The following is a 20,727-nucleotide window of genomic DNA, read 5'->3' as shown; positions in this document are numbered from 1 at the left end:
TCCTTATAAACCTAAAATGCGTAAGTTGGCTGCTTGATCGATTGCGCTATCGGCAAAGTCGTCAAAGGCCTTATCGGTCACCTGAATGAGGTTTCTCTTGACAAAGGTTGCTCCCTCGGCAGCGCCTGCTTGAGGATGTTTCAGGCAGCATTCCCATTCCACCACGGCCCACCCTGTAAAGTCGTACTGTGCCAGCTTGGAAAAAATGCTCACAAAATCAACCTGCCCATCACCTAAGGAGCGAAATCGGCCAGCTCGTTCACTCCAGCTTTGGTAGCCTCCATACATACCTTGTTGGCCGCTTGGATTAAATTCAGCGTCTTTGACATGGAACATTTTTATACGTGGGTGGTAGCGGTCAATAAAGTCTAAATAATTGAGTTGTTGTAAAACAAAATGGCTCGGATCAAATAGGATGTTGCAGCGTGGATGGTATTTAACTGCAGCTAAGAATCGATCAAAGCTCACGCCATCGTGTAAGTCTTCTCCGGGATGTATTTCATAACATAGATCGACACCAGCTTGGTCGAAGGCATCCAAAATGGGCAGCCAGCGCTTAGCGAGTTCGGCAAAACCCGTTTCAATTAGCCCTTTTGGACGCTGTGGCCACGGGTACATATAAGGCCATAGCAAGGCTCCGGAAAAAGTGACGTGGGCGTGAAGCCCAAGGTTTTGTGATGCCTTTGCTGCCAGTAACAATTGCTCGACAGCCCATAGTTGACGCTCTTTTGGTTTGCCGTAAAACTGCTCGGGGGCAAAGCCGTCAAACATTTCATCGTAAGCGGGGTGTACTGCCACCAGTTGGCCTTGTAAATGAGTCGATAATTCGGTCAGGGTGAGACCGTGACCGTCAAGCAGCGCTAAAATTTGTTGGCAATATGCTAAATCGTTGGCGGCGCGCTCCAGATCAAATAAACGTTTATCCCAGCTCGGTATTTGTACCCCTTTGTAACCTAAGCTCGCAGCCCAACGGGCAATATTATCGAGGGTATTAAAGGGGGGCTCATCACTGGCAAATTGAGCCAGAAATAGCGCGGGTCCTTGTAGGTTTTTCATCGGTATTCCTTATCGATCCGTTGAATCAGTAATGACTAAATGTAATCGATTACATTTTTGTATTTTAAGAGTTATCATGTTGTTCATTTACTCCGGTGGTTTATTTCGCTTCGTCATGTGTTTTTTTCATTGGTGGATAAAATCTATACAAGATGTTGGCTTTTATCTAGCGGTTGTTGCGTAAATGTGATCAATGTTGAGCTTTAATGGTCACCGGTTAAGAAACGTTATCCGTAAAGCAAATAGCGTAAAGCGCTTTTGCAAAAACCGATGTAATCCGTTACATTTAGATGAACTTACGGAGCGTCGACCGAAGCTTTGTGCTGGTGTTATTAGCAACTAGGACTGTTCATGCCAACCATAAAAGATGTTGCCAAGCTTGCTGGAGTATCAACTGCTACGGTCTCTCGTGCTATGACGGATCCAGCAAAAGTATCGGATAAAACTCGGCTTAAGGTTGAGCTGGCGATTGCCCAGTCGGGCTACGCTCCTAATGTTATCGCTCGTAACCTGAGGCGAAGTGAATCGAAAACAGTGGTCATTATTGTGCCGGATATCGCCAATATGTTTTTTGCAAATATTGTGCGTGGTATACAGCAGATTGCCTTACAAAATGCTTATAAAGTATTACTCGGTGACTCTATCCACACTGTAGAACAAGCCAAAGAATATATGGACTTAGTCCGCAGCAAGCAGGCTGACGGCATTATCTCTTTAACTGCCGAGCTACCGATGGAGATCCGACAAGGGACGAGCATTCCAATGGTTATGGCTTGTGAATATTTTCCCGATTTTCCTATACCAACGGTCCGCATCGATAATCGAGGTTCGGCTAAACGGGCGGTGGATTACTTGCAGGATATAGGGCATCACCAAATAGCTTGTATTACCGGTCCCATGGAAAATCCTATCTGTATTGACCGTAAAGCGGGTTATCAAGATGCTCTACTTCAAGCTGGATATACGCTCAATGAAGCGGCTTTTGAGGAGGGGGATTTTAGTTTTCAGTCTGGCTATAGTGCGTTTATGCGTTTACAGCAGCATTACTCGATGACTGCTTTATTTTGTTTTAATGACATGATGGCGTTAGGGGCGATGAAGGCTGCGACTCAGCTTGGTATTAAAGTACCACAGCAATTATCTATCGTAGGTTTTGATGACCTCCTGTTTGCCGAATACACTAATCCAGAACTCACGACCATTCGCCAACCGCAAGAAGATATTGGTAAAATAGCGATGCATACCCTACTAAAAATATTGACAGGTGGTAAAGTTAACCAAGATACGGTCGTGCCAACTCAGTTGTTGGTTCGCTCTAGCGCAACCCCTCCGGAAATGATCTAACTAAACAGCTGAATGAGGCTGGCATTCCCACTTGATATGACTTTTAAACGCTTCCTCAGCTTTTGTTTGCTTGTTATTTAGAGTGTAAGTTAATCGGCGATCCTAAACATATTTAACATTTACTATTTTAAGATACTCGGCGAAGGTGTGGGTCGTGGTCGTGAGCATCTGCGATGTAAAAATTAGGTGTTTTGTTTTCTTTGGTTATACTTACAAAACTTATGAATTTCAGCCCTATTAGCTAATAGCAAGGCGGTGATGAGCGATGAAGGTTTGTTTTGCAAGACGACTCTGGGGCGTTTGCTTAATGCTCATTACATTTCTCATCGTGACCTCTGGCCGAGTTCAAGCGGACCCTCAACTAGATATCGATACCGTTGAGTTGGCGACAATAGACTATCCACCGTTAATGGGGGGTCGAGAAGCGATTCTTTCTGAACTTGCTAGCGCAGCCTTCGCAGCAGTGGGAATTAAGGTTAATTATCGGGTTTACTCTCTGCCCCGAGTGGTTCGGGCCGTTGCAACTAACGCGGTCGCCGGAGCCCTGGGGACTCATAATTGGTTCTACTATGATGATGCGAAGTTGCAAATATCATATATACCTATTTACGCCGTTAATATCCGATTATTTTATTTAAAGAGCCATTTCCCTCAAGGGCTGGACTACCAAGAGCTTCGTGATTTGCAAGGCTATAAAATCGGTTATATTCGTGGTGGTGCTTTACTCCCAGAGTTTGCTAAAGCCGATATTGAACCAGAATTAGTTCGAACTTTGCATCAAAATGTGGAAAAAGTGTATGCGGAACGCGATGATATGTTTGTTGCCACCGAGCTAGGAGGATGGGCTGTCATTAAGCAGCATTTCCCCGAGGATGTCAGTAAATTTGCGCAGGCTGAGGAGCCCTTATTTATTGACGAAGGAGATATCATTTTTTCTCATAAGTATAAACATTTACAAGACATTTTTTGGCTTGGTTTTCAGATGATTAAAGAGAATGGCCAATATTTAAAGGTGGTTGAAAAATACTATGGTAAACACCAAGCTCCGGCTTATTTGCAAAGGTTTATTGAGTCGCCCTAAGGGCTAATTTCGCGCGAAGCTGAATCACATCAACATGTGCACTGGACCATCATTTTGCCAGCTTGATTTAACTATCACGCCAAAACTTTAAGATATGCCCTTTAAAAGGCGTATTTAAATAGTCAGTATGTAGCGGTTTTTTATGAGTATTAAGGTATCCATATTGGGTCATACACTGACTCAGCTTACTTTTTCGACCTCGACCGGGGTCAACTAAAATCACTTCGCATTTACGGTTGGCATGGTTTTCAATAAAATTTGCCAGTAGTTTAATATGCTCATCTTCATAAAGCAGATCGCTGCCGATGATTAAATCAAACCGACCTAAATGATCTCGCTTGTCTGCCCAATCAACTCGTTGATAGTCAATGGATTTATCTCCATTAAGTAAGGTGTTGCGCTGCAAGAAAAACTCTGCTTCGGGGTGGTAATCGGTCGCGGTAATATCGGCATTTTGTTGATTAAGCAATAAACTAGAAAGTCCAATACCACAGCCTATCTCAAGAATGCGTTTGTTGCCTGTTTGATAGTCTGAAATATGATGGGCCAGTACCATGCTTGAAGGCCAAACAATACCAAATAGTGGCCAAGTGGCTGACGAAATCCCTAATTTTAATGCGATACCATCTGGGTCGCTAAATTGCTGATTGTCACGCAAGGTGCAAAGGTGAATGTCGGTACTACCAAACTCGATAGTTTGGTAACGAAGCCGCAGTGCTGATGTCATAATTATCCAAAGGGATTAAGAAGGCTAAGCCAGCTATCTAGGATAAGTGACGAAACAGAGTACACTAAGAATATAGCAATTTGAGTCTTGTACAAGTAATTTGCCTAGACTGGTTTTCTATAGGCACAAAAAAAGCCAGCATTTAGACTGGCTTTTTTGCGACTTAGCGAATCAAATTAATGCAAAATACGCGCGCGTATTGTACCTTCAATTTCTTTTAGTTTGGCTATCGCTTGATCTGCTTGTGCTGTTTCTACATCAATTACAACGTAACCAATGTTAGCATTGGTTTGTAGATATTGAGCAGCAATGTTGATCGCATCTTCAGCAAAAGCTAAGTTGATTTTGGTTAATACGCCCGGTTGGTTATGGTGAATGTGTAACAGGCGGCTGGTGCCCGTATGCTCAGGCAGAGCCACTTCTGGGAAGTTAACCGCTGACAGCGTTGAACCATTGTCTGAGTACTTGGCTAGTTTCGCAGCCACTTCGATGCCGATATTCTCTTGGGCTTCCTGAGTTGAACCACCAACATGGGGGCTTAATAGGACGTTGTCGAAGTCACGTAGCGCAGAGACAAATTCTTCTTTGTTTGATTTTGGCTCGGTTGGGAATACATCGACAGCTGCCCCGGCTAATTTTTTACTTTCTAAAGCAGCAACCAGCGCTTCGATATCGACTACAGTACCGCGTGAAGCATTGATTAAAATTGAATTTTGCTTCATTGCTGCAAATTGAGCTTCTCCAAACATGTATTTGGTTTGGGGGGTTTCAGGCACGTGTAAACTAACCACATCACTCATCGCCAAGAGTTGGTTTAAGTCATTTACTTGGCTTGCATTACCCAAAGATAGCTTACTTTCGATGTCGTAATAGTAGACTTGCATGCCTAGGGTTTCAGCTAAGATCCCGAGTTGGGTGCCAATATGACCATAACCGATGATGCCCAATTTTTTACCGCGAGCTTCAAAAGAATTATCCGCAGATTTGATCCACTCGCCGCGGTGTGCTTTGGCGTTTTTCTCTGGAATACCGCGAAACAATAAGATGATTTCACCTAATACCAACTCGGCAACGCTACGGGTATTAGAGAAGGGAGCATTAAATACGGGAACGCCCTTTTTTTGCGCGGCGGCTAAGTCAACCTGATTCGTACCAATACAGAAACAACCAATAGCCACTAACTTATTCGCGGCGGCAAGCACTCGTTCGTTGAGGTTGGTGCGAGAACGAATACCGATGAAATGAACATCTTTGATTTTCTCTATCAGTTCGTCTTCTGCTAGCGAAGTTTTGATCATTTCTACATTCTCATAACCAGCTAATTGAAAGGACTGTAATGAACTCGGGTGCAGACCCTCTAATAACAAAACCTTAATTTTTTCCTTGCCTAACGAATACTTTGCCATGTTTGCTTCCTAAAACCCATGTTACCGCTTGAGCGAGTAAATTTAGCAAAAAAGCACCACTTAGGGAATGTAATTTTATTACATCAAAATTTATTCATGTTTCGGCTAAAACACTGAGTTTGCCATGATTGATAGTTTTATATTTGGTATATTTGTACTTGGCTGGCAGTAATTAGAGACGAATTGAGACTGGTTGGAATATGTCACAAAAAAAGGAGTGCAGAAAGCACCCATTTTTTTGTTCGCTTGCTTATTTAGCGTTTTAGAGCGCCTTCTGGAGTACCAATCACCACGTGATCTGCGCCGCGAGCGGCAAACAAGCCATTGGTCACGACACCAGCAATAGCATTGATATCACGTTCCATTTCAAGCGGGTTGATGATCTTCATGCTATGTACATCCAAGATAACATTGCCGTTATCGGTGACAACTCCCTCTCGGTATACGGGATCGCCTCCCAGTTTTACCAATTCACGCGCCACATAGCTGCGAGCCATAGGGATCACTTCTACTGGTAGTGGAAACTCACCTAAAACATCCACTTGTTTGGTATTGTCGACGATACAAATGAATTTTTCGGCGACCGCTGCAACAATTTTTTCTCGGGTTAATGCCGCACCACCGCCTTTAATCATATGATTTTGGCCGTTAATTTCGTCGGCTCCATCGACATAAATAGACAATTGGTCGACGCTATTCAAGTCGAATACTTCAATGCCATAAGCCAATAGTTTTTCGGTTGATGCCTCAGAGCTGGATACGGCACCGATGATTTGATTCTTCATGGTGGCGAGAGCATCAATAAAATGATTAACCGTAGAACCCGTGCCAACACCAACAATCGTGTCTTTTTGTACGTAATCTAAGGCGGCCCAGCCTGCGGCCTTTTTCATTTCATCTTGTGTCATTGCGATGCTCCGAAGCGATAGTTGTGAGAATTTGCCAATAAGTTGGCTATTTGGCGCGCAGTATAACCAAGCACAAAGGTGAACGCCAATGTCGATTGTTGTTTTTAGGCTGCGCGTCGGGTGAGCTAAATTAGGCGCTTACCAGCGCCAGTCTTTGCTGGGGGTGAGGATCCGTTTTAAGGGCTGATCCCATACCTGAACAGGAACTGCATCGACTTGCTGGCAGTCGTGAGCCAAGCCAACCACCAGCGGGGGATCGGTTTCTATATTCGCCAATAAACGATCGTAATAGCCACCGCCCATACCCAGTCGATTTCCCTCGGCATCGAAAGCAACCAAAGGGGTTAAGATCAGTTCTAATTGCTGGCCGGGAATGACCGCCGCTGGGTCAAAAATGGGTTCGGCGATCCCAAAGCGGTTTTGTTGCATCAGTGTGTTGGCATGATAGTGATGAAAACACATGTTTCCATTGGTATTTGGGTCGACTAAAGGGACAAAGACTTGTTTGTTTTGCTGCCACAACCAGTCGATAATTAATGAAAGATCCAGTTCCCCATCAAAGGCTAAATATAAGGCGATTCGTTGTGGTTTTACTAGGGTGGGATCCGCTTGTAAGTATTCGAGGATCGCTTGGCTGGCCTGTTGCTGCTGGGTGGGGCTTAAGCTGCCGCGCTGTTGGCGGATCTGATGGCGTAATTGTTGTCGCCACTGCTGATCTTGCGCCGCATCAAGTTTGCTCATACCAAAGGCTTAAGTTGCTATTAGATTGTTTCAGTGTGCAATGAGATGCAGAGGGAAGCAAGTTTTAAAGTCCCCCAAGCCTGAGTGTATCAGGCTTGGTTGGTCCACTTGAGTTTATACCGAGCGAAACAAGATGCTGATCATAGGAGCGGGTTAAAATCGAGAAGCATGGTTTTTGAAATTGGGCGTCCGGTAATGGTGACTTCAATTTCAGCCTTGTTTTGTCGATCTTAAGCGGGTAACTTTTGATCATCAACCGATTTCAATTGGTATTAGTCAAGTTCCACGTTGTGATAAACGTTTTGTACGTCATCACAGTCGTCCAACATAGCTTGAAATTTTTCAAACATCGCCACATCATCACCGCTAATTTTGGTGTAGTTTTGCGGAATGAAGCTAATTTCTTCCATCTCAAACTCTAGTTCTGGTAGCGCTGTTATCAGTGAAGTTTTAACTTTGAAGTACTCAGTATGAGGAGCAAACACGGTAATCATGCCGTCTTCGCACTCTACGTCAGTGACTTCTACGTCATCCATTAATAGGATTTCTAAAATGGCATCTTCGTCGTCACCTTGAAAAGCAAAGATTGCTTGGTGATCGAACATGTGAGCCACGCTGCCTTGGTTGCCAATTTTTGATTTGGTTTTAACAAAAGCTTGACGAACGTCGGTAAAGGTACGGCTGTTATTATCGGTTAAACAGTCAACAATCACCATACAACCGCCAGGGCCATAACCTTCGTAGCGGGCTGGTACGTAATCTTCACCTGCTCCACCTTTCGCTTTCTCTATGGCTTTATCGATAACATGGCTAGGTACCTGATCTTTCTTGGCGCGGTCAATTACACTGCGTAATTGCAGATTTGCGTCGATATCGGCACCGCCGTTTTTAGCGATAACATAGATTTCTTTACTGTATTTAGAATAAACCTTGGTCTTAGCACCTGCGGTTTTGGCCATCGAGGCCTTACGTACTTCAAAACTTCTGCCCATGGGTTGCTCTTTCTCGGATACTTAAAAATTCTGGGAGGGATTTTACCAGCTGAAACGCAGGGAACAAGGGCTGGGTAGGTTTCTGGGTGAAGAATGTCCTTAAACTTGTTAATTCGTGAGGTATTTAACTGTAAATACCTCACACGCGAGGAGCGGGAGAGTAATACCGAGAGACTCGAATAAACGGGTGACTCGGTGGGGTGAAAACAATCTAAAATGTGAATTTACAATTGATCTAATGATTGTTTACTGAGATAAGCTGGATTGTAGTATTTGTCGGCTAAGCGATAGTCGGTGATGGATTGATAGTCAATCTGGGTACTTTTATAGCTTTGAATGCTATCTATCAGAGTCATGCTTTGTACCACGATTCTGCCATCGCGCTGACCCGCACTAAAATAGGCTTGTTTGGCTAGTTTCCCGGATCTTAAGTAAAGATCGGCCTGAAGTGGAAAGTTATTGGCTTGCTCCACCCATAGCTCTATTTTTTGATAAGTGGCTCCACTGGTTTTAGCCTGCAATTGTAGTTTGATAGCGGGTTTGCCATTGAGTTCGGCAGAGTCGCCAATTTTGCCTCGATAAGATTCACTCCAAGTGAGCGTCGAGATATCACCAACCGAGGCTTCGCCTAGTAGTTTTTGCATTGGTGTTATGCGAATCGGCCGTCGACTATTGGGCATTAATAACCAGTATTTATCACCCAACATTAGTAATTTTTGGCCGCGTTCGGCTGACGCTTTAAATACCACCAGTGACTTTTGTTCTGGGCGAATATATACATGATAGCGATGCTGCTTGGTTCGTTGTTGGTGCTTATATTGACTCACGATGGTCACTACTTTGGCCGAACGACTTTGCAGTCGATAAGAGTCGGCTTGCAATAAACGCTGCTGGATTTCGCTGTCGGCATGGGCGGCATTAAATGGCAACAAACATAAAAATAACCAATATTTCAATAAATTAAACATAAATTAGAGCCTCTGTAATCGGTTTTTTTAGACCTTTTCGGGCTGCAATGGCTGAAGCTAGGCTGCAGATCAATACGACGCTCAAGGCAACGATGCCGGCGAGCGGCCAAGAAAAGTGAATCAATAAGGGGTAACCAACACTACGTCCTGGGGGGGCGGGCATTTGAATATCGGCAAATAGTAGCGTTAGGGATAGCCCTGCGCTCAGCAAGATCCCGAGGGCTGCACCAAACAATGCCAATATCACCGCTTCTAAGACAAAACCGTTTAGTTGTTCGGAGGGGGCGGTTCCTAAAGCGGCGAGGGTGCCAATTTCGCGAGTCCGTTCGGTGACCGACATGCTAAGTGTATTAAATAACGAAACAAATACCACTAATCCCATTATTAGGCCCAATACGCTGAAAATGCGGTTATATAAGTTGCGTACCGCATCATAAAAAAAAGCTTGCTGCCACCAAGGCCTGACCAACAGGCTAGGAAATTGCTGTTCCACTTGTCGTTGTAAAGTTGGAATATCTTGATCAGCGAAGGCAAATACCGACATCAAGCTCACTTTATCACTGCCCAATAAGGCTTGGCTTAAACTTAGAGAGGTGTAAACCAAGCGTTTATCCAAGTCAGGTACGCCGGTGGACACCAAGCCCTGCACCTTAAAATCGTAAGCATTCAAAGCACCTTCGCTCGTGGTGGTGAGTAAAGTCAGCCAATCGCCGACTTGAACTCGCATGTAAGTTGCCAGTGTGTCTCCAAGTAAGATTTGTGGTTGCGTTGGATCTTCAGCTTCGGAGAGCAGTTTGCCAGATTTTAGCGTCAGAAATGGCCCCTTTTGGCTAAACTCGCTGGCCAGTACTCCTTGACCAACAAAAATGGCAGACTTCTCGCCGTGGCTAATCAAACCGCTAAATTCGATGCGCGGTTGTACGGCCTTAATTGCGGCGAAACTGAGTAAGCTATCGCGTTGTGCTTGCCAATTGTTTAAACCAAACTGTAGAGAATAGTCTTCTTGTTGACTTAGGTATTGGCGATTAGACAAAGTAAGATGGCCAGTTTCGCGAGCGGCGGCTTCGGCCAAAGATTGGTAAGTAAATAAACCGAAACCGCCGGCACTGAGCAGTGCAAACACCGCAATCGCAATAATGAGCAGTGACATGAGGCTGCGACGGCGATTACGTTGTACATTGAGTAGCGCATGTTTTAAGCGACGCATTGGCGATTTCCCCCACTTTGTATTTGCCCATCGTGAAGTCGTATTTGTCGCTCACAATGCAGACTCATACGGCTATCATGAGTTGCGATTACAAAGGTGGTTTGTTGCGCTTCACCGATGCTTTTCATCAATTCAATCACCTGATGAGCACTCACGCTATCAAGACTAGCGGTTGGTTCATCGGCAATCACCAAGCGAGGTTGATGAACCAGCGCCCGGGCGATGGCGACGCGTTGCTGTTGACCGCCCGATAAACATTCGGGTTTCGCCTGGGTAAAAGACGACATACCGACGGCGTCAAGGATCTGTAACACCTTTTTGCGGCGAGTGGCTGCACTCATTTTGTTAAGTAATAAGGGGTATTCCACGTTCTCATAGGCGCTCATCACGGGCACCAAATTAAAACGTTGAAAGATAAAGCCGAGCTGCTGTCGGCGCAGTAACATACAATGGTGAGCATTGTTGTGAAGATGCTCGCCGTCAAAATATAGTTCACCTTGATATGCCAAGTCGAGTAAGCCACAGATGTTCAATAAGGTACTCTTACCAGAGCCCGATGGGCCGCAGAGGGCAACCATTTCACCGTGTTTGATCTGGAGGTTGACGCCCGATAACGCTTGGCACTTTACTTGTCCAGTTTGATAAGACTTGGCGATATTGTTGAGTTGCAACATGATAGCTCCTTAGCGTTTGCTATATTGGGCATATAATTGTTCGGCTTGTTGGCTATACGAGTCATCGATGCCACTGGCTCGCAGCTGCTTCAACCACGCTTGGGCCAGTGGCTGTTGGTCTTGCTTGAGGGCCGTTTCAATGGCAAAACTGTAGATCCAGGTGCTGGCCTGTACGGGAGCGTTCAGTAATTGAGGATCCGCGAGGACTTGGCGAAATAACTCGAAGCCGCGTTCTTGGTAGTTAAAAAATTGCGGTACGCTGCTATAGGTAATGGCTGCCATTGCCTGCATATACAGCGCTTGTGGTAGGCTGCGATATTGTTGTTGCCAGTGGTTGGGGCCTATCATATTGAGGGCTTTGTCCATTCGAGCCAAGCCATCTGCGGTGAAATTAAGTTTGCGCCACGGTAGCCAGGCATCATCACCCTTTAGCGTTTCCGTTGCGCCCAAATAAAACAGCGCCCATGCATCGCCGGGTTGCCCTTGCTGAGCAGTTTGCATTTCCTGATAGAGTTGCTCCAACTCAGAATAATCGCCTTGGGCGGCTTGAAAATAACGAGTTAGTAATTGTGGCTCTAAATCTGCCATGGCCGAGTAACTCACGATGAGTAATAGGCTTGCGAGCGTTAGTTTTTTCATGATTCATCCTTGGGATTGGAAAGTGACCGTTTAAGCCTAAGTGAGAGACGACTCGGGGACAGTGCTTTGCGATGAATTGCAGTTCAAGGCGATGAGCGGTTATATCTTGGTTTCGCCAAGGGCGTAGGAGGTTTCGGCGGGTGGCCCGAGTTAGTTTAGCTGCTAATTAGCATCGTTTAATACTTGCATTTTTGTTGAAATAGGCTGAGTCTAATGGGCAAGTTTTATGAGCAACTTACAGGATCGAGTATGTTGAATATGGACTTTAACCAAGCGGTGGCGATTAATACCCAGCAAATGGCCTGGCAAACTAGCCCATCGATAGGCGTATTGCGTAAACCTTTGGAGCGTGCGGCCAAAGAATCGGGTCATGTCACCAGTATTGTTCAATACCAAGCCAAGTCTCATTTTGCCGAACATCTGCATCCTTTAGGTGAAGAAATTTTGGTACTGGAAGGGGTTTTTTCTGATGAACAGGGAGACTACCCGGCAGGTACTTATTTGCGAAATCCACCGGGGAGCAAACATCGTCCTTTTAGTCAGTTGGGCTGTACTCTGTTTGTGAAGCTGAATCAATTTGCTCTGGCCGATACGAGTGAAGTGCGGATCAATAGTAATCTCGAGCCTTGGCTGTCTGGTTTCGGTGGCTTTGCTGTGCTGCCTTTACATCAGTTCGAACAACAGCAAGTCGCGCTAGTAAAATGCCCTGCAGGTAAGGTGATTAAGACTCACCATCACTTTGGCGGCGAAGAATTGCTGGTGGTTAGTGGGGAGTTGAAAGATGAACACGGTCGTTACCCACAACATACTTGGCTACGTAGCCCGCACTTGAGTCAACACCATCCTTTTGCCGAACAAGACACGGTTATTTTGGTGAAAAGAGGTCATCTAAGGCTAGATGCTTAGCAGGGCATCGTCACTTTGGGAAAGCTAAAGTGCGATAACAAACCTGATGTGAGCATCGCTACATGGCCTTAAACAGATGATGCGCACTACGGCTAACCGGATACTCATGACCATCGCTCAGGCATACGCTCAGCTTACCAAGTAAGTTTCTGCTCACCTGCTTAATGGCACTAACTCGCACTAAGCTTGCGCGATGAATTTGCCAGAACTGTTCTGGTTCAAGTTGTTTGATGAGTTCTTTGAGTGGGGTGCGGATAACATATTCTGCGTGTTGGCAGCGCACCGTGGTGTACTTATCTTCGGCAATAAAAGCCAAGATATTGTCAACAGCCACCAATTCCAAAGTTTCTCCTTTATTGACTCTGATCCACTGTAGATACTGCGACTTTTGTTCGAGAGCGCAGACCAGAGCTGGTAAGTCAAACGTGTTTTTGCTGCGGGTTTGTGCTTTCAAGCGTTGGCAGGTGCGTAACAGTCGTTGCTCATCGATTGGTTTCAGTAAGTAATCAATGGCTTGTTGCTCGAAGGCTTGAATCGCATATTGGTCGAAGGCGGTGGTAAATACAATCTGCGGAGGATCCGCTTGTTGATTGAGCTGCTGTGCGACTTCTATTCCGTTCATTCCTGGCATCCGAATATCTAAGAATACGATGTCGGCACCTAATTGCTCGACCGCCGCCAATGCACTGGGACCATCCCCTGCTTTATCAACAATTTCAAGTTCTGGCCAGCACTCGGCAAGCATCTTATCCAAGTGGAAACGCAGTAGCGGTTCGTCATCAACAATTATGGCTCGCATAGAAACTCCAGTTCTAGGGTTAAGCACAAGTGGGAGCCAATGCCATCAGCGGCTAGGGCTGTGAACCAATGTGACTGAGTCGGGTACTCTCGCATATAACTTAGCTCTGGCCAGCACCTTGTCCTTATTCAGGTGGCAGCGCCGTCGCGGCTTGTTAGCAACAACTATGCCTCGCATGGAAATTCCAAAGTGGCCACAGTGCCTCCGCCTGTTTGAGCGCTTAAACTCAAGCGTGCTTGATTTTCGGGGTAAAGACTGACCAATCGTTGTCGAATGTTATTCAAGGCAAGTCCGTTGCCTTGTCGTTGCTTGTTATCGATACCAAGCCCGTTGTCACAAACTTGAATCTGCCAGCGTTGCTGCAACATGGCTATTTTCACTCGTACCTCACCACCTTCGGGTTTAGGCTCGATGCCATGAAATACCGCATTTTCAACTAGGGGTTGCAATAGCATTGGCGGTAGCTGAGCTTGGCTTAAGTCACCATCGGTGAGTTCAATGGCAAAGCTTAAGCGCTCGCCTAAACGGATCTGTTGAATGCTTAAATAAGCTCGGATGCCAGTCAGTTCGTCGGCGACGCTAATGCTTGCTTGGCGGCTTTTCTTCAAGGTGATCCTCAGTAATTCGGTCAAGGTATCGAGGAGTCGCTGAGCCTGCTCTGGATCGAGTGCAATCAGCGCCTTTAAGTTGGCTAAAGTATTAAATAAAAAGTGGGGTTCAATTTGGCTTTGCAAGAGTTTTAGTTGGCTTAAGGTGAGCGCTTGCTCAGCCCGAATTTTATCGAGTTCGGCTTGCTGAAGCGCCGAGAGCATGGCTAAGTTCTGTTCTCGGCTAAAAAAATAGTAGTACACGACACTGATAAAGACCAAAGAGATCAATATTATTTTTAGCATCAGTGGCCAATCAATGTTGCTGTAATAAGGATTAATCCAATACCAGACTTGCAGGCTTCCGATGCTTAGGGTGAGAGTGGCACTGAGGGTGAAGCTCCAAAGATGAGAGAGTTTTGGAAATCGAGCTCTCACAAACATACTGCTGAAGGTGCCAACGACACTATAGCTCATTGCAATCCGATAATGCATCGAGTAATGGCCACCCCAAATTGCATGAGTCATATAGGCGATCGGTAGTGAAAATAGCGCACAAATCAACAGCGAACGTAATAATGAATAAAAGGGTTGAGTCTTCAAAAGCGTGCCTCTAATTTTATCAAGCCGATGTAACGCTCAGGCAATAGTTGATACACCGCATCATTCTTGCCTCCAAGATAGCGCAGCTGAGCCCCTAGCGTCCAACCTTGACTGAATTCATAGTTGATTTTTGCAGTGCTGATTAGTCCGCCGTCGCTTGGCGAGAATAGTAGGTCGAGGGCGGGCTGCCAGTCTGTCAGATCGCGGTGCCAGTGCAGTAGCAAATTATGTTGAACTAGATTCTTTCCTTGAAATACCGCCGCTTGCGAAAGGCGTAGCGGATCAAATTGCGAGCCTAATACTTGCAAGTCACGGCTTAGCTGGGTCACGGCTCGCCATTGCCGAAGGCTGAGGGCTCGGTTATCAAACCAATACTCAATAATCAGATTATCACCCACTAAGTTTGCCCAAGTCATACCAAATAAGGTTTGCCAACCATTTGCAAATTGCTGCTCAATAATCGGCGCTTGTCTATCCAAAGGGGGAAAATCAAGGCGGCTCATCATGTGGCTGTAATACTGTTGGTAGCGAGATTCGGCGTGCAGTTCCCAAGCATCTCCTAAGGTGGTGATCCAGCTGCCACCTAGGTTTAATCCACGCTGATTATCGACATACGCTAGACCTTGCCATTCCTGATGACCCGTAAGTCGATAATTGCGGATCCCGATCCCGCGCTGGGCGAAAGCTGCACTATCATAGCTAAGATAGGCATCGGTATAAAATAAGGACAGTTCGTCAGCATCGCTAAATTGGCTAAGACTTACAACGGCAAGTCCTTGCTCAACTTGAATGGCGATAGGATTACGTTGGTAGGGCGAAAATATGTCTAAGGGACGAAAGCCGTAACCGACACCTAAGTTGAGCCTTTGCTTGCCAATCAGCAAATCTTTTCCCTTAACTTCGCCACTCCAAAATAGTTCGGCTACTCGTAATTGTGTTTGCTGGTTTTGCTTGAGGGCAACCAACTGAGCCTGCCACTGGTTAGTTTGAGGGAACCAACGCAGCGCCATATCGTTAAAGGTTTGATTCTGGCTAGCAAATAGGGGGCTGGTTGAGGCTTGACTATAACCACTCTCGGCTTCTAACTGCCAATGCTGTTGCCAGTTCATTTCTGCATGAGGAGCCCCACTGAAGAATGCTAAGGCGCAGAGTTGTTGAGCCCGCTGCTTACTGAGTCGCATCATCGTGAATGGCCGCCAGTAAACTCATTTTTGAGTATGGTTTTAAGGAAGGGACTGAACAATGCGGCTTATCCTGCGTACAAGAAGTTGGTGCCAGTGAGCATAATCAGTCGAAATGGGAATCGATAGGGCTTGCGCTAAAGTGGGTTTAATGGCGATAAAGTGTTGCAGGTGGTGATGAATGAATCAAAGCTCGCTCGGTTTGGGAGTGTTACAAGCCACAAGAAAACAAGCGAAGGTGACATCAAGTCACGCTTTAGAAATAAGAACCCGGGATGCCGCTGTTGATTTTAGCCCTTGAACCATGAGGTTCAAGGCGGGAAATAAATTTCATACCGTAGGCTTCTCAGTCGGGCTGAGCATGCTCAAAAGCAGAAAAAAATCACCCTTAAGATACAATTATCGGCTCAGGGACATCACCAACTGGCAAACACCCCAGGAAAACTAAACTCTTTTATCTAACTCTAGTCAAACTTCAGTTAGTGCGCTAACTGCTTTCGTCGACCTCGCCAGCGGGCAGGCTTTGTTCTAATAAAGCGCGCTCGATGGTATATTGTAAGTCCTTAATTCGCTGATTCATGTTATCGGCGTAATTTTGATTTTTAGCTTGCTCGTTATGTAACTCATAAGCGAGGTGCAAGCCGACCATAATCGCTAAGTGCTCGGTGCTGCTGACACGGCTCTTCTCTTTCAGCGTTTGTAAGCGTTGAGATAATTCGTCGGCGGCTTGGCGAAGTTTATCTTCTTCACCTTCCGGGCAAGCCACCCGATAGCTCTTACCTAACAATATTATGTCTACGCCCTGAGCCATGATTTGCCTTAGCTAAACTCTATTATTCGCTGAATATATAGCGCTGCGGCTTAACTTGCAACCGTTGTCGCCCCAGTAAGGGGCAAGCTGGAGTATTTACCAGCAATTTGCTCTAAAGCTAAACAAATCTAGATTGTTTGCGGCATAAAGCGTGGGCTTAGGCTTGAACATCGTGGTTTTATTGGCGACCATTGGCTTGATTATCGATCGGCTTGCGCTTTTGTGTCCGCATCGCTAAACATACTCGGCATAGGAAATTTGGTTTAATGACGCAAACAGGCATTGCAGCAAAGGAACGTCGTGGTTCCTATCGGGTTGTTTATCCAGTACGGCTAATCCAGTTATTCATCAAAATGGTGAATGCTAAAGCGGCCCGCGGAAATTTTATTGATGGCGTAGTTTCGGCTGAAAAATTGGCTCATATTGGTCAATTGATGCCAATGGTGCAGCTGGCTAAGCATGTTTTTCCAGTGTTAGATGTATCGGAAGGCGGCTTTCGTACCCAGTGGCGCACTACGGCTGAACCCTTGCCAATCTCAAGGCAAGTATTGCTTGGTCGGCTTATTTTCCATCAAGACTTTAGTCAGATTGTCGATTATTTGCCAAAGGAGCTTCAACAACAGTTTGCCGAGTTTAGCCTGTTGTATGGCCCCCAAGGCTATGAACACTCATTTCAGGCGCGTATCTCCCGAAAGATTGAAAATCAGCGAGATCCTTACCCGCAGTTGTGTTTGCAATTTAGCAAAACGAGCTACCTGCCTGCTCGCTTCGTTCGTCAGCAAGAAACGATGCTGATCAAATTATTTCGTGAGCAATATATCGAGCGGGTGAGAGTCCGTCGTCAACAACTCAAACGGACCTTACAAAAATAGTGATTTTACCTGTGATGTGAGTCAATAACATGACGACGAGGCTTGTCCAATGTTAGGATGAGCGGATCCAATACTTATAGGTATTCCACGTGACTAGAATAGTTTATCCAGACTACGAAGACTTAGCTGAGTTGCTACTGTCTTCAAAAATATTGATTAGCCCTGCAGAAGCGCACGGCATCTTAAGCGGCATGTTAGCCGCTGGTTTACCGACCGATGGCGACTGGTTAAGTCAAATGAATATGCTGATCAACGATGGTCAGGGTTTACCCGTTGATCTGAAAAAACAACTTACTCAGGTGATGGAGGCCACTTACGCAGGCATGAGCGATAGCTTATTGGGTTTCCAGTTATTGTTACCCGATGAGGAAGCCTTGGTGGAAGATCGAACCGAAGCTTTGGCACAATGGGTACAAAGCTTTTTAGTCGGCTTTGGCGTGGTGCAAAGCGAACTCAATAAGTTAGCCGCAGATATTCAAGAGTTGGTTAAAGATTTTACCGAAATCAGCCAGTTGTCATCGGATTTAGAAGATGATGAAGAAGAAAATGAGCAAGCCTTATTCCAGGTTGTGGAATATGTGCGGATTGGTGCGATTACTATTTTTGCGCATTTAACGGCGAGTGCTTCCGACCAACAAAGTCCAACTTTGCATTAATCATTTCCCAAGCCAAGGAGTTGCTGTGTTTATACAACGTCGTCAGCAGTTATTTGCTGCCATGTCCGATAATAGTGTCGCGATTTTTGTTGCTGCAGAAGAGCAAGTACGCAGTCGTGATACCGAATATCCCTTTCGTCAAGATAGTGATTTTTTCTATTTTCTTGGTTTTAACGAACCCAAAGCTCTATTGCTGTTGATTAAGCAAGCGGGCGAAACCCGCACCGTGTTATTTAATCGACGCAAAGATAAGCTTGCAGAAGTATGGCAGGGACGTCGTTTGGGTCAAGAGCAGGCCTTGCTGACATTGGCTGTAGATAAAGCCTTTGCCATTGAAGATCTCACCGAGTACCTGCATCTTGAGCTGGATGGTTTAAGTAAGGTTTATATGGCTCAGGGGCGTTATCCCGCTTACGACCAGCAGATATTTGCGGCCATCGAGCGCTTACGCCTTGGTTTACGCCAAGGTTGGCAGGCGCCAAAGCAAATTGAAGATTGGCGTCCCATAGTGGATGAGATGCGCTTGTTTAAGTCGTCAGAAGAACTGGTATTGATGCGCAAGGCGGGAACGATATCGGCCGAAGGTCATTGCCGCGCGATGCGAAGCTGCCAACCGGGGATGTGGGAATACCAATTGGAAGCTGAAATTCATCATCAGTTTTTAATGGCCGGAGCACGCTCACCAGCTTACGGCACGATAGTTGGTAGCGGCGAGAATGCCTGTATTTTGCACTACACCGAGAACGAAAGTCAGCTGCAAGCTGGCGACCTAGTGTTGATTGATGCCGGGGCCGAGTATCAAGGTTATGCGGGCGACATTACTCGAACTTTTCCGGTGAATGGTCAGTTTAGTCGTGAGCAAGCTAAGTTATACAATATTGTTTTAGCCGCAGAGTTGGCTGCCATCGAGATGCTCAAGCCTGGGGTTTCGTTGTTTGAAGCGAATCAGCAAGTATTGCAGATCATGGTTGCTGGCATGGTAGAACTTGGGATCATGCAGGGTGACGTCACCGATTTAATTGAACAAGAAGCTTATAAAGAATATTACATGCATGGTGTGGGCCACTGGCTGGGCTTAGATGTACACGATGTGGGAGATTATCACGATAGCAAGCGTAGTCGTCCATTGGCTGAGAATATGGTCTTCACCATTGAGCCCGGCCTTTATATTCCGCTTGATGCAGAGGTTCCTGAAGCCTATCGAGGCATGGGGATCCGTATCGAAGATAATGTGGTCATTACCACCACGGGTTGCGAAGTATTAACGGCTGCTGCGCCGAAAACGGTGGCTGAGATTGAAGCCTTGATGGCCGCGAGTTAGGAGCGATTCAATAGATGGATAAGCCTCTGCAAGCGTTTGATATTGTGATTGTGGGTGCGGGCATGGCTGGGGCTAGTCTGGCTTTAGCCTTGTCGCAGTCTCAGCAAGATAAACCGCTGAAAATAGCGTTAATCGAAGCGGCGCCGCTGAATTTTGGGCAGCATCCTGGCTTTGATGGTCGTGCGATAGCCTTATCGGCTGGCTCTGAGCAATGGTTACGAGAACAAGATTTATGGGCAGCTTTGGCGCCCTATGCCTGCGCCATTGAGCATATTCACGTCTCGGATCGTGGCCATTGCGGCTGGACCAAGTTGGATGCCGATGAATATCACTTGTCAGCCCTAGGCCAAGTGATCGAACTGGAGCATGCCGGACGTGAGTTTCATCGTTTATTAGCCGAGCGTTCGGTTCGTCTATTTTGCCCGAGTAAACTGGTGAAATTGGAGCAACAGCAGCAACAAGTGCGGATTACTCTGGACGATCAGCAAAGCCTTACTGCTCGTTTACTGATTGGTGCCGATGGCGCTGATTCGCAGGTGGCCTTGCAAGGAGGCTTACAACAACAGCTACATGACTTTGCCAAGTATGCTGTGATTGCCAACGTTGAGGCCGAGCAAGCGCCTGCTGGTCGAGCTTTTGAGCGTTTCACCATTGACGGTCCCTTGGCTTTGCTACCGATGAATGGCCATCGTTGGTCGGTGGTGTGGAGTGTTAGTGCTGCAGAGGCGCAACGCTTACAAAATTTAGCCGAAGCCGATTTTTTAGCCGCGCTACAGCGAGCTTTTGGCTATCGAGCCGGACGTTTTATCGGCCTAGGAAAGCGTTATGCCTATCCTTTAGTACTGCGTTATTATCCTCGTCTATTTAACCATCGTTTATTATTGTTGGGCAATGCGGCGCATAGTTTGCACCCAATTGCAGGGCAGGGCTTTAATCTGGGCCTACGTGATGTCGCTTGCTTATCGACTTTGATTGAACAACACTGGCAGCAGGGCAAAGACATAGGTGGGCATGCGTTATTAGATGCTTATCAACAATCACGACAAGCCGATATAGAGCGTACCATTTTGATGACTTCGTCGTTGGCGAGTCTGTTTGCTGGTGATGATAAAAGTATGGTGATCCCGCGTAATCTGGGTTTGATGGCGATGCGCTTATTACCGGATCTTAAAGCAGTATTAGCCAAGCAAAGTTTAGGTTTGTTTTAGGCTAGTCAGCATGGGTATTTCGCTGGTGGATTCGCACTGG

At 46.1% G+C, this 20,727-nt stretch carries 21 protein-coding genes and 1 other RNA gene; 7 read left to right on the top strand and 15 right to left on the bottom strand.

Annotated features, from left to right (window positions below; translation table 11 throughout):
- Window positions 1-3 precede the first annotated feature (3 nt).
- A complete protein-coding gene (locus ACRRS0_RS18080; protein ID WP_432451825.1) occupies window positions 4-1,056 on the bottom strand; it encodes a sugar phosphate isomerase/epimerase family protein in 1,053 nt (350 codons plus the stop codon).
- 351 nt (window positions 1,057-1,407) lie between these two features.
- Here ACRRS0_RS18080 and ACRRS0_RS18075 point away from each other — a divergent pair, with 351 nt between their 5' ends.
- Both ACRRS0_RS18075 and ACRRS0_RS18070 read left to right on the top strand, forming a co-directional pair.
- Entirely contained in the window at window positions 1,408-2,400 is a 993-nt protein-coding gene (locus ACRRS0_RS18075) for a LacI family DNA-binding transcriptional regulator (protein WP_432451826.1), read from the top strand.
- A gap of 307 nt (window positions 2,401-2,707) precedes the next feature.
- On the top strand, window positions 2,708-3,481 hold the full coding sequence (locus ACRRS0_RS18070; RefSeq protein WP_432451827.1) for a substrate-binding periplasmic protein: 774 nt from the start codon (window positions 2,708-2,710) through the stop codon (window positions 3,479-3,481).
- 67 nt (window positions 3,482-3,548) lie between these two features.
- Here the strand turns inward: ACRRS0_RS18070 and ACRRS0_RS18065 are convergent, their stop codons facing one another.
- The 9 genes from ACRRS0_RS18065 to ACRRS0_RS18025 form a co-directional block, all read right to left on the bottom strand.
- Window positions 3,549-4,208, bottom strand: coding sequence for a class I SAM-dependent methyltransferase (locus ACRRS0_RS18065; protein WP_432451828.1), 660 nt, complete (start codon window positions 4,206-4,208; stop codon window positions 3,549-3,551).
- 176 nt (window positions 4,209-4,384) lie between these two features.
- Window positions 4,385-5,614 carry a phosphoglycerate dehydrogenase gene (gene serA / locus ACRRS0_RS18060; protein ID WP_432451829.1) on the bottom strand — a complete coding sequence of 410 codons (1,230 nt, stop codon included), beginning with the start codon at window positions 5,612-5,614 and terminating at the stop codon, window positions 4,385-4,387.
- A gap of 254 nt (window positions 5,615-5,868) precedes the next feature.
- Window positions 5,869-6,522, bottom strand: coding sequence for a ribose-5-phosphate isomerase RpiA (gene rpiA, locus ACRRS0_RS18055; protein WP_432451830.1), 654 nt, complete (start codon window positions 6,520-6,522; stop codon window positions 5,869-5,871).
- 138 nt (window positions 6,523-6,660) lie between these two features.
- Window positions 6,661-7,263, bottom strand: a complete 603-nt coding sequence (locus ACRRS0_RS18050) for a 5-formyltetrahydrofolate cyclo-ligase (RefSeq protein ID WP_432451831.1) — start codon at window positions 7,261-7,263, stop codon at window positions 6,661-6,663.
- Window positions 7,264-7,535: 272 nt separating this feature from the next.
- Window positions 7,536-8,255 (bottom strand): YebC/PmpR family DNA-binding transcriptional regulator, encoded by a 720-nt coding sequence (locus tag ACRRS0_RS18045; protein ID WP_432451832.1) that lies wholly within the window; start codon window positions 8,253-8,255, stop codon window positions 7,536-7,538.
- Between the two features lie 224 nt (window positions 8,256-8,479).
- Complete coding sequence (locus tag ACRRS0_RS18040; RefSeq protein ID WP_432451833.1) at window positions 8,480-9,223, bottom strand: outer membrane lipoprotein-sorting protein; 744 nt, start codon at window positions 9,221-9,223, stop codon at window positions 8,480-8,482.
- On the bottom strand, window positions 9,216-10,430 hold the full coding sequence (locus ACRRS0_RS18035) for an ABC transporter permease (protein WP_432451834.1): 1,215 nt from the start codon (window positions 10,428-10,430) through the stop codon (window positions 9,216-9,218). The genes ACRRS0_RS18040 and ACRRS0_RS18035 overlap by 8 nt, the downstream gene beginning before the upstream one ends.
- Complete coding sequence (locus ACRRS0_RS18030; RefSeq protein ID WP_432451835.1) at window positions 10,418-11,104, bottom strand: ABC transporter ATP-binding protein; 687 nt, start codon at window positions 11,102-11,104, stop codon at window positions 10,418-10,420. The genes ACRRS0_RS18035 and ACRRS0_RS18030 overlap by 13 nt, the downstream gene beginning before the upstream one ends.
- Window positions 11,105-11,113: 9 nt before the next feature.
- On the bottom strand, window positions 11,114-11,743 hold the full coding sequence (locus tag ACRRS0_RS18025) for a hypothetical protein (protein WP_432451836.1): 630 nt from the start codon (window positions 11,741-11,743) through the stop codon (window positions 11,114-11,116).
- Window positions 11,744-11,992: 249 nt separating this feature from the next.
- On the opposite strand from ACRRS0_RS18025, the gene ACRRS0_RS18020 reads away from it, so the two are divergent.
- Window positions 11,993-12,649, top strand: coding sequence for a cupin domain-containing protein (locus tag ACRRS0_RS18020; RefSeq protein ID WP_432456142.1), 657 nt, complete (start codon window positions 11,993-11,995; stop codon window positions 12,647-12,649).
- A gap of 58 nt (window positions 12,650-12,707) precedes the next feature.
- On the opposite strand, the gene ACRRS0_RS18015 is transcribed toward ACRRS0_RS18020, so the two are convergent.
- From ACRRS0_RS18015 to zapA, 5 genes are all read right to left on the bottom strand, one after another.
- Window positions 12,708-13,448, bottom strand: a complete 741-nt coding sequence (locus ACRRS0_RS18015) for a LytR/AlgR family response regulator transcription factor (RefSeq protein ID WP_432451837.1) — start codon at window positions 13,446-13,448, stop codon at window positions 12,708-12,710.
- Window positions 13,449-13,612: 164 nt separating this feature from the next.
- Complete coding sequence (locus ACRRS0_RS18010; RefSeq protein WP_432451838.1) at window positions 13,613-14,638, bottom strand: sensor histidine kinase; 1,026 nt, start codon at window positions 14,636-14,638, stop codon at window positions 13,613-13,615.
- The gene (locus ACRRS0_RS18005) at window positions 14,635-15,822 is read right to left on the bottom strand and encodes a hypothetical protein (RefSeq protein ID WP_432451839.1); all 1,188 of its coding nucleotides are present in this window, start codon (window positions 15,820-15,822) and stop codon (window positions 14,635-14,637) included. The genes ACRRS0_RS18010 and ACRRS0_RS18005 overlap by 4 nt, the downstream gene beginning before the upstream one ends.
- A gap of 260 nt (window positions 15,823-16,082) precedes the next feature.
- Window positions 16,083-16,264, bottom strand: a non-coding RNA gene (gene ssrS / locus ACRRS0_RS18000) — 6S RNA.
- Window positions 16,265-16,306: 42 nt separating this feature from the next.
- Entirely contained in the window at window positions 16,307-16,630 is a 324-nt protein-coding gene (gene zapA / locus ACRRS0_RS17995) for a cell division protein ZapA (RefSeq protein ID WP_432451840.1), read from the bottom strand.
- 266 nt (window positions 16,631-16,896) lie between these two features.
- Here zapA and ACRRS0_RS17990 point away from each other — a divergent pair, with 266 nt between their 5' ends.
- The 4 genes from ACRRS0_RS17990 (at window position 16,897) to ubiH (ending at window position 20,687) form a co-directional block, all read left to right on the top strand.
- Complete coding sequence (locus ACRRS0_RS17990) at window positions 16,897-17,502, top strand: hypothetical protein (RefSeq protein WP_432451841.1); 606 nt, start codon at window positions 16,897-16,899, stop codon at window positions 17,500-17,502.
- 89 nt (window positions 17,503-17,591) lie between these two features.
- A complete protein-coding gene (locus tag ACRRS0_RS17985) occupies window positions 17,592-18,158 on the top strand; it encodes a UPF0149 family protein (protein ID WP_432451842.1) in 567 nt (188 codons plus the stop codon).
- A 25-nt stretch (window positions 18,159-18,183) separates the two neighbouring features.
- A complete protein-coding gene (gene pepP, locus ACRRS0_RS17980) occupies window positions 18,184-19,479 on the top strand; it encodes a Xaa-Pro aminopeptidase (RefSeq protein WP_432451843.1) in 1,296 nt (431 codons plus the stop codon).
- Window positions 19,480-19,493: 14 nt separating this feature from the next.
- A complete protein-coding gene (ubiH, locus tag ACRRS0_RS17975; protein ID WP_432451844.1) occupies window positions 19,494-20,687 on the top strand; it encodes a 2-octaprenyl-6-methoxyphenyl hydroxylase in 1,194 nt (397 codons plus the stop codon).
- Window positions 20,688-20,727 lie beyond the last annotated feature (40 nt).

Source organism: Agarivorans sp. QJM3NY_29 (assembly GCF_050870835.2).
Classification (GTDB): domain Bacteria; phylum Pseudomonadota; class Gammaproteobacteria; order Enterobacterales; family Celerinatantimonadaceae; genus Agarivorans.
Note: the sequence above shows the minus strand (reverse complement) of the source record. Positions and strands in the feature narration are given on the sequence as shown.

What these genes read in the sequence shown, in the direction of transcription:
- ACRRS0_RS18080 (WP_432451825.1), bottom strand. Translation starts at nt 1,056, where the DNA reads ATGAAAAACCTACAAGGACCCGCGCTATTTCTGGCTCAATTTGCCAGT.
- ACRRS0_RS18075 (WP_432451826.1), top strand. Translation starts at nt 1,408, where the DNA reads ATGCCAACCATAAAAGATGTTGCCAAGCTTGCTGGAGTATCAACTGCT.
- ACRRS0_RS18070 (WP_432451827.1), top strand. Translation starts at nt 2,708, where the DNA reads ATGCTCATTACATTTCTCATCGTGACCTCTGGCCGAGTTCAAGCGGAC.
- ACRRS0_RS18065 (WP_432451828.1), bottom strand. Translation starts at nt 4,208, where the DNA reads ATGACATCAGCACTGCGGCTTCGTTACCAAACTATCGAGTTTGGTAGT.
- serA (WP_432451829.1), bottom strand. Translation starts at nt 5,614, where the DNA reads ATGGCAAAGTATTCGTTAGGCAAGGAAAAAATTAAGGTTTTGTTATTA.
- rpiA (WP_432451830.1), bottom strand. Translation starts at nt 6,522, where the DNA reads ATGACACAAGATGAAATGAAAAAGGCCGCAGGCTGGGCCGCCTTAGAT.
- ACRRS0_RS18050 (WP_432451831.1), bottom strand. Translation starts at nt 7,263, where the DNA reads ATGAGCAAACTTGATGCGGCGCAAGATCAGCAGTGGCGACAACAATTA.
- ACRRS0_RS18045 (WP_432451832.1), bottom strand. Translation starts at nt 8,255, where the DNA reads ATGGGCAGAAGTTTTGAAGTACGTAAGGCCTCGATGGCCAAAACCGCA.
- ACRRS0_RS18040 (WP_432451833.1), bottom strand. Translation starts at nt 9,223, where the DNA reads ATGTTTAATTTATTGAAATATTGGTTATTTTTATGTTTGTTGCCATTT.
- ACRRS0_RS18035 (WP_432451834.1), bottom strand. Translation starts at nt 10,430, where the DNA reads ATGCGTCGCTTAAAACATGCGCTACTCAATGTACAACGTAATCGCCGT.
- ACRRS0_RS18030 (WP_432451835.1), bottom strand. Translation starts at nt 11,104, where the DNA reads ATGTTGCAACTCAACAATATCGCCAAGTCTTATCAAACTGGACAAGTA.
- ACRRS0_RS18025 (WP_432451836.1), bottom strand. Translation starts at nt 11,743, where the DNA reads ATGAAAAAACTAACGCTCGCAAGCCTATTACTCATCGTGAGTTACTCG.
- ACRRS0_RS18020 (WP_432456142.1), top strand. Translation starts at nt 11,993, where the DNA reads ATGTTGAATATGGACTTTAACCAAGCGGTGGCGATTAATACCCAGCAA.
- ACRRS0_RS18015 (WP_432451837.1), bottom strand. Translation starts at nt 13,448, where the DNA reads ATGCGAGCCATAATTGTTGATGACGAACCGCTACTGCGTTTCCACTTG.
- ACRRS0_RS18005 (WP_432451839.1), bottom strand. Translation starts at nt 15,822, where the DNA reads ATGATGCGACTCAGTAAGCAGCGGGCTCAACAACTCTGCGCCTTAGCA.
- zapA (WP_432451840.1), bottom strand. Translation starts at nt 16,630, where the DNA reads ATGGCTCAGGGCGTAGACATAATATTGTTAGGTAAGAGCTATCGGGTG.
- ACRRS0_RS17990 (WP_432451841.1), top strand. Translation starts at nt 16,897, where the DNA reads ATGACGCAAACAGGCATTGCAGCAAAGGAACGTCGTGGTTCCTATCGG.
- ubiH (WP_432451844.1), top strand. Translation starts at nt 19,494, where the DNA reads ATGGATAAGCCTCTGCAAGCGTTTGATATTGTGATTGTGGGTGCGGGC.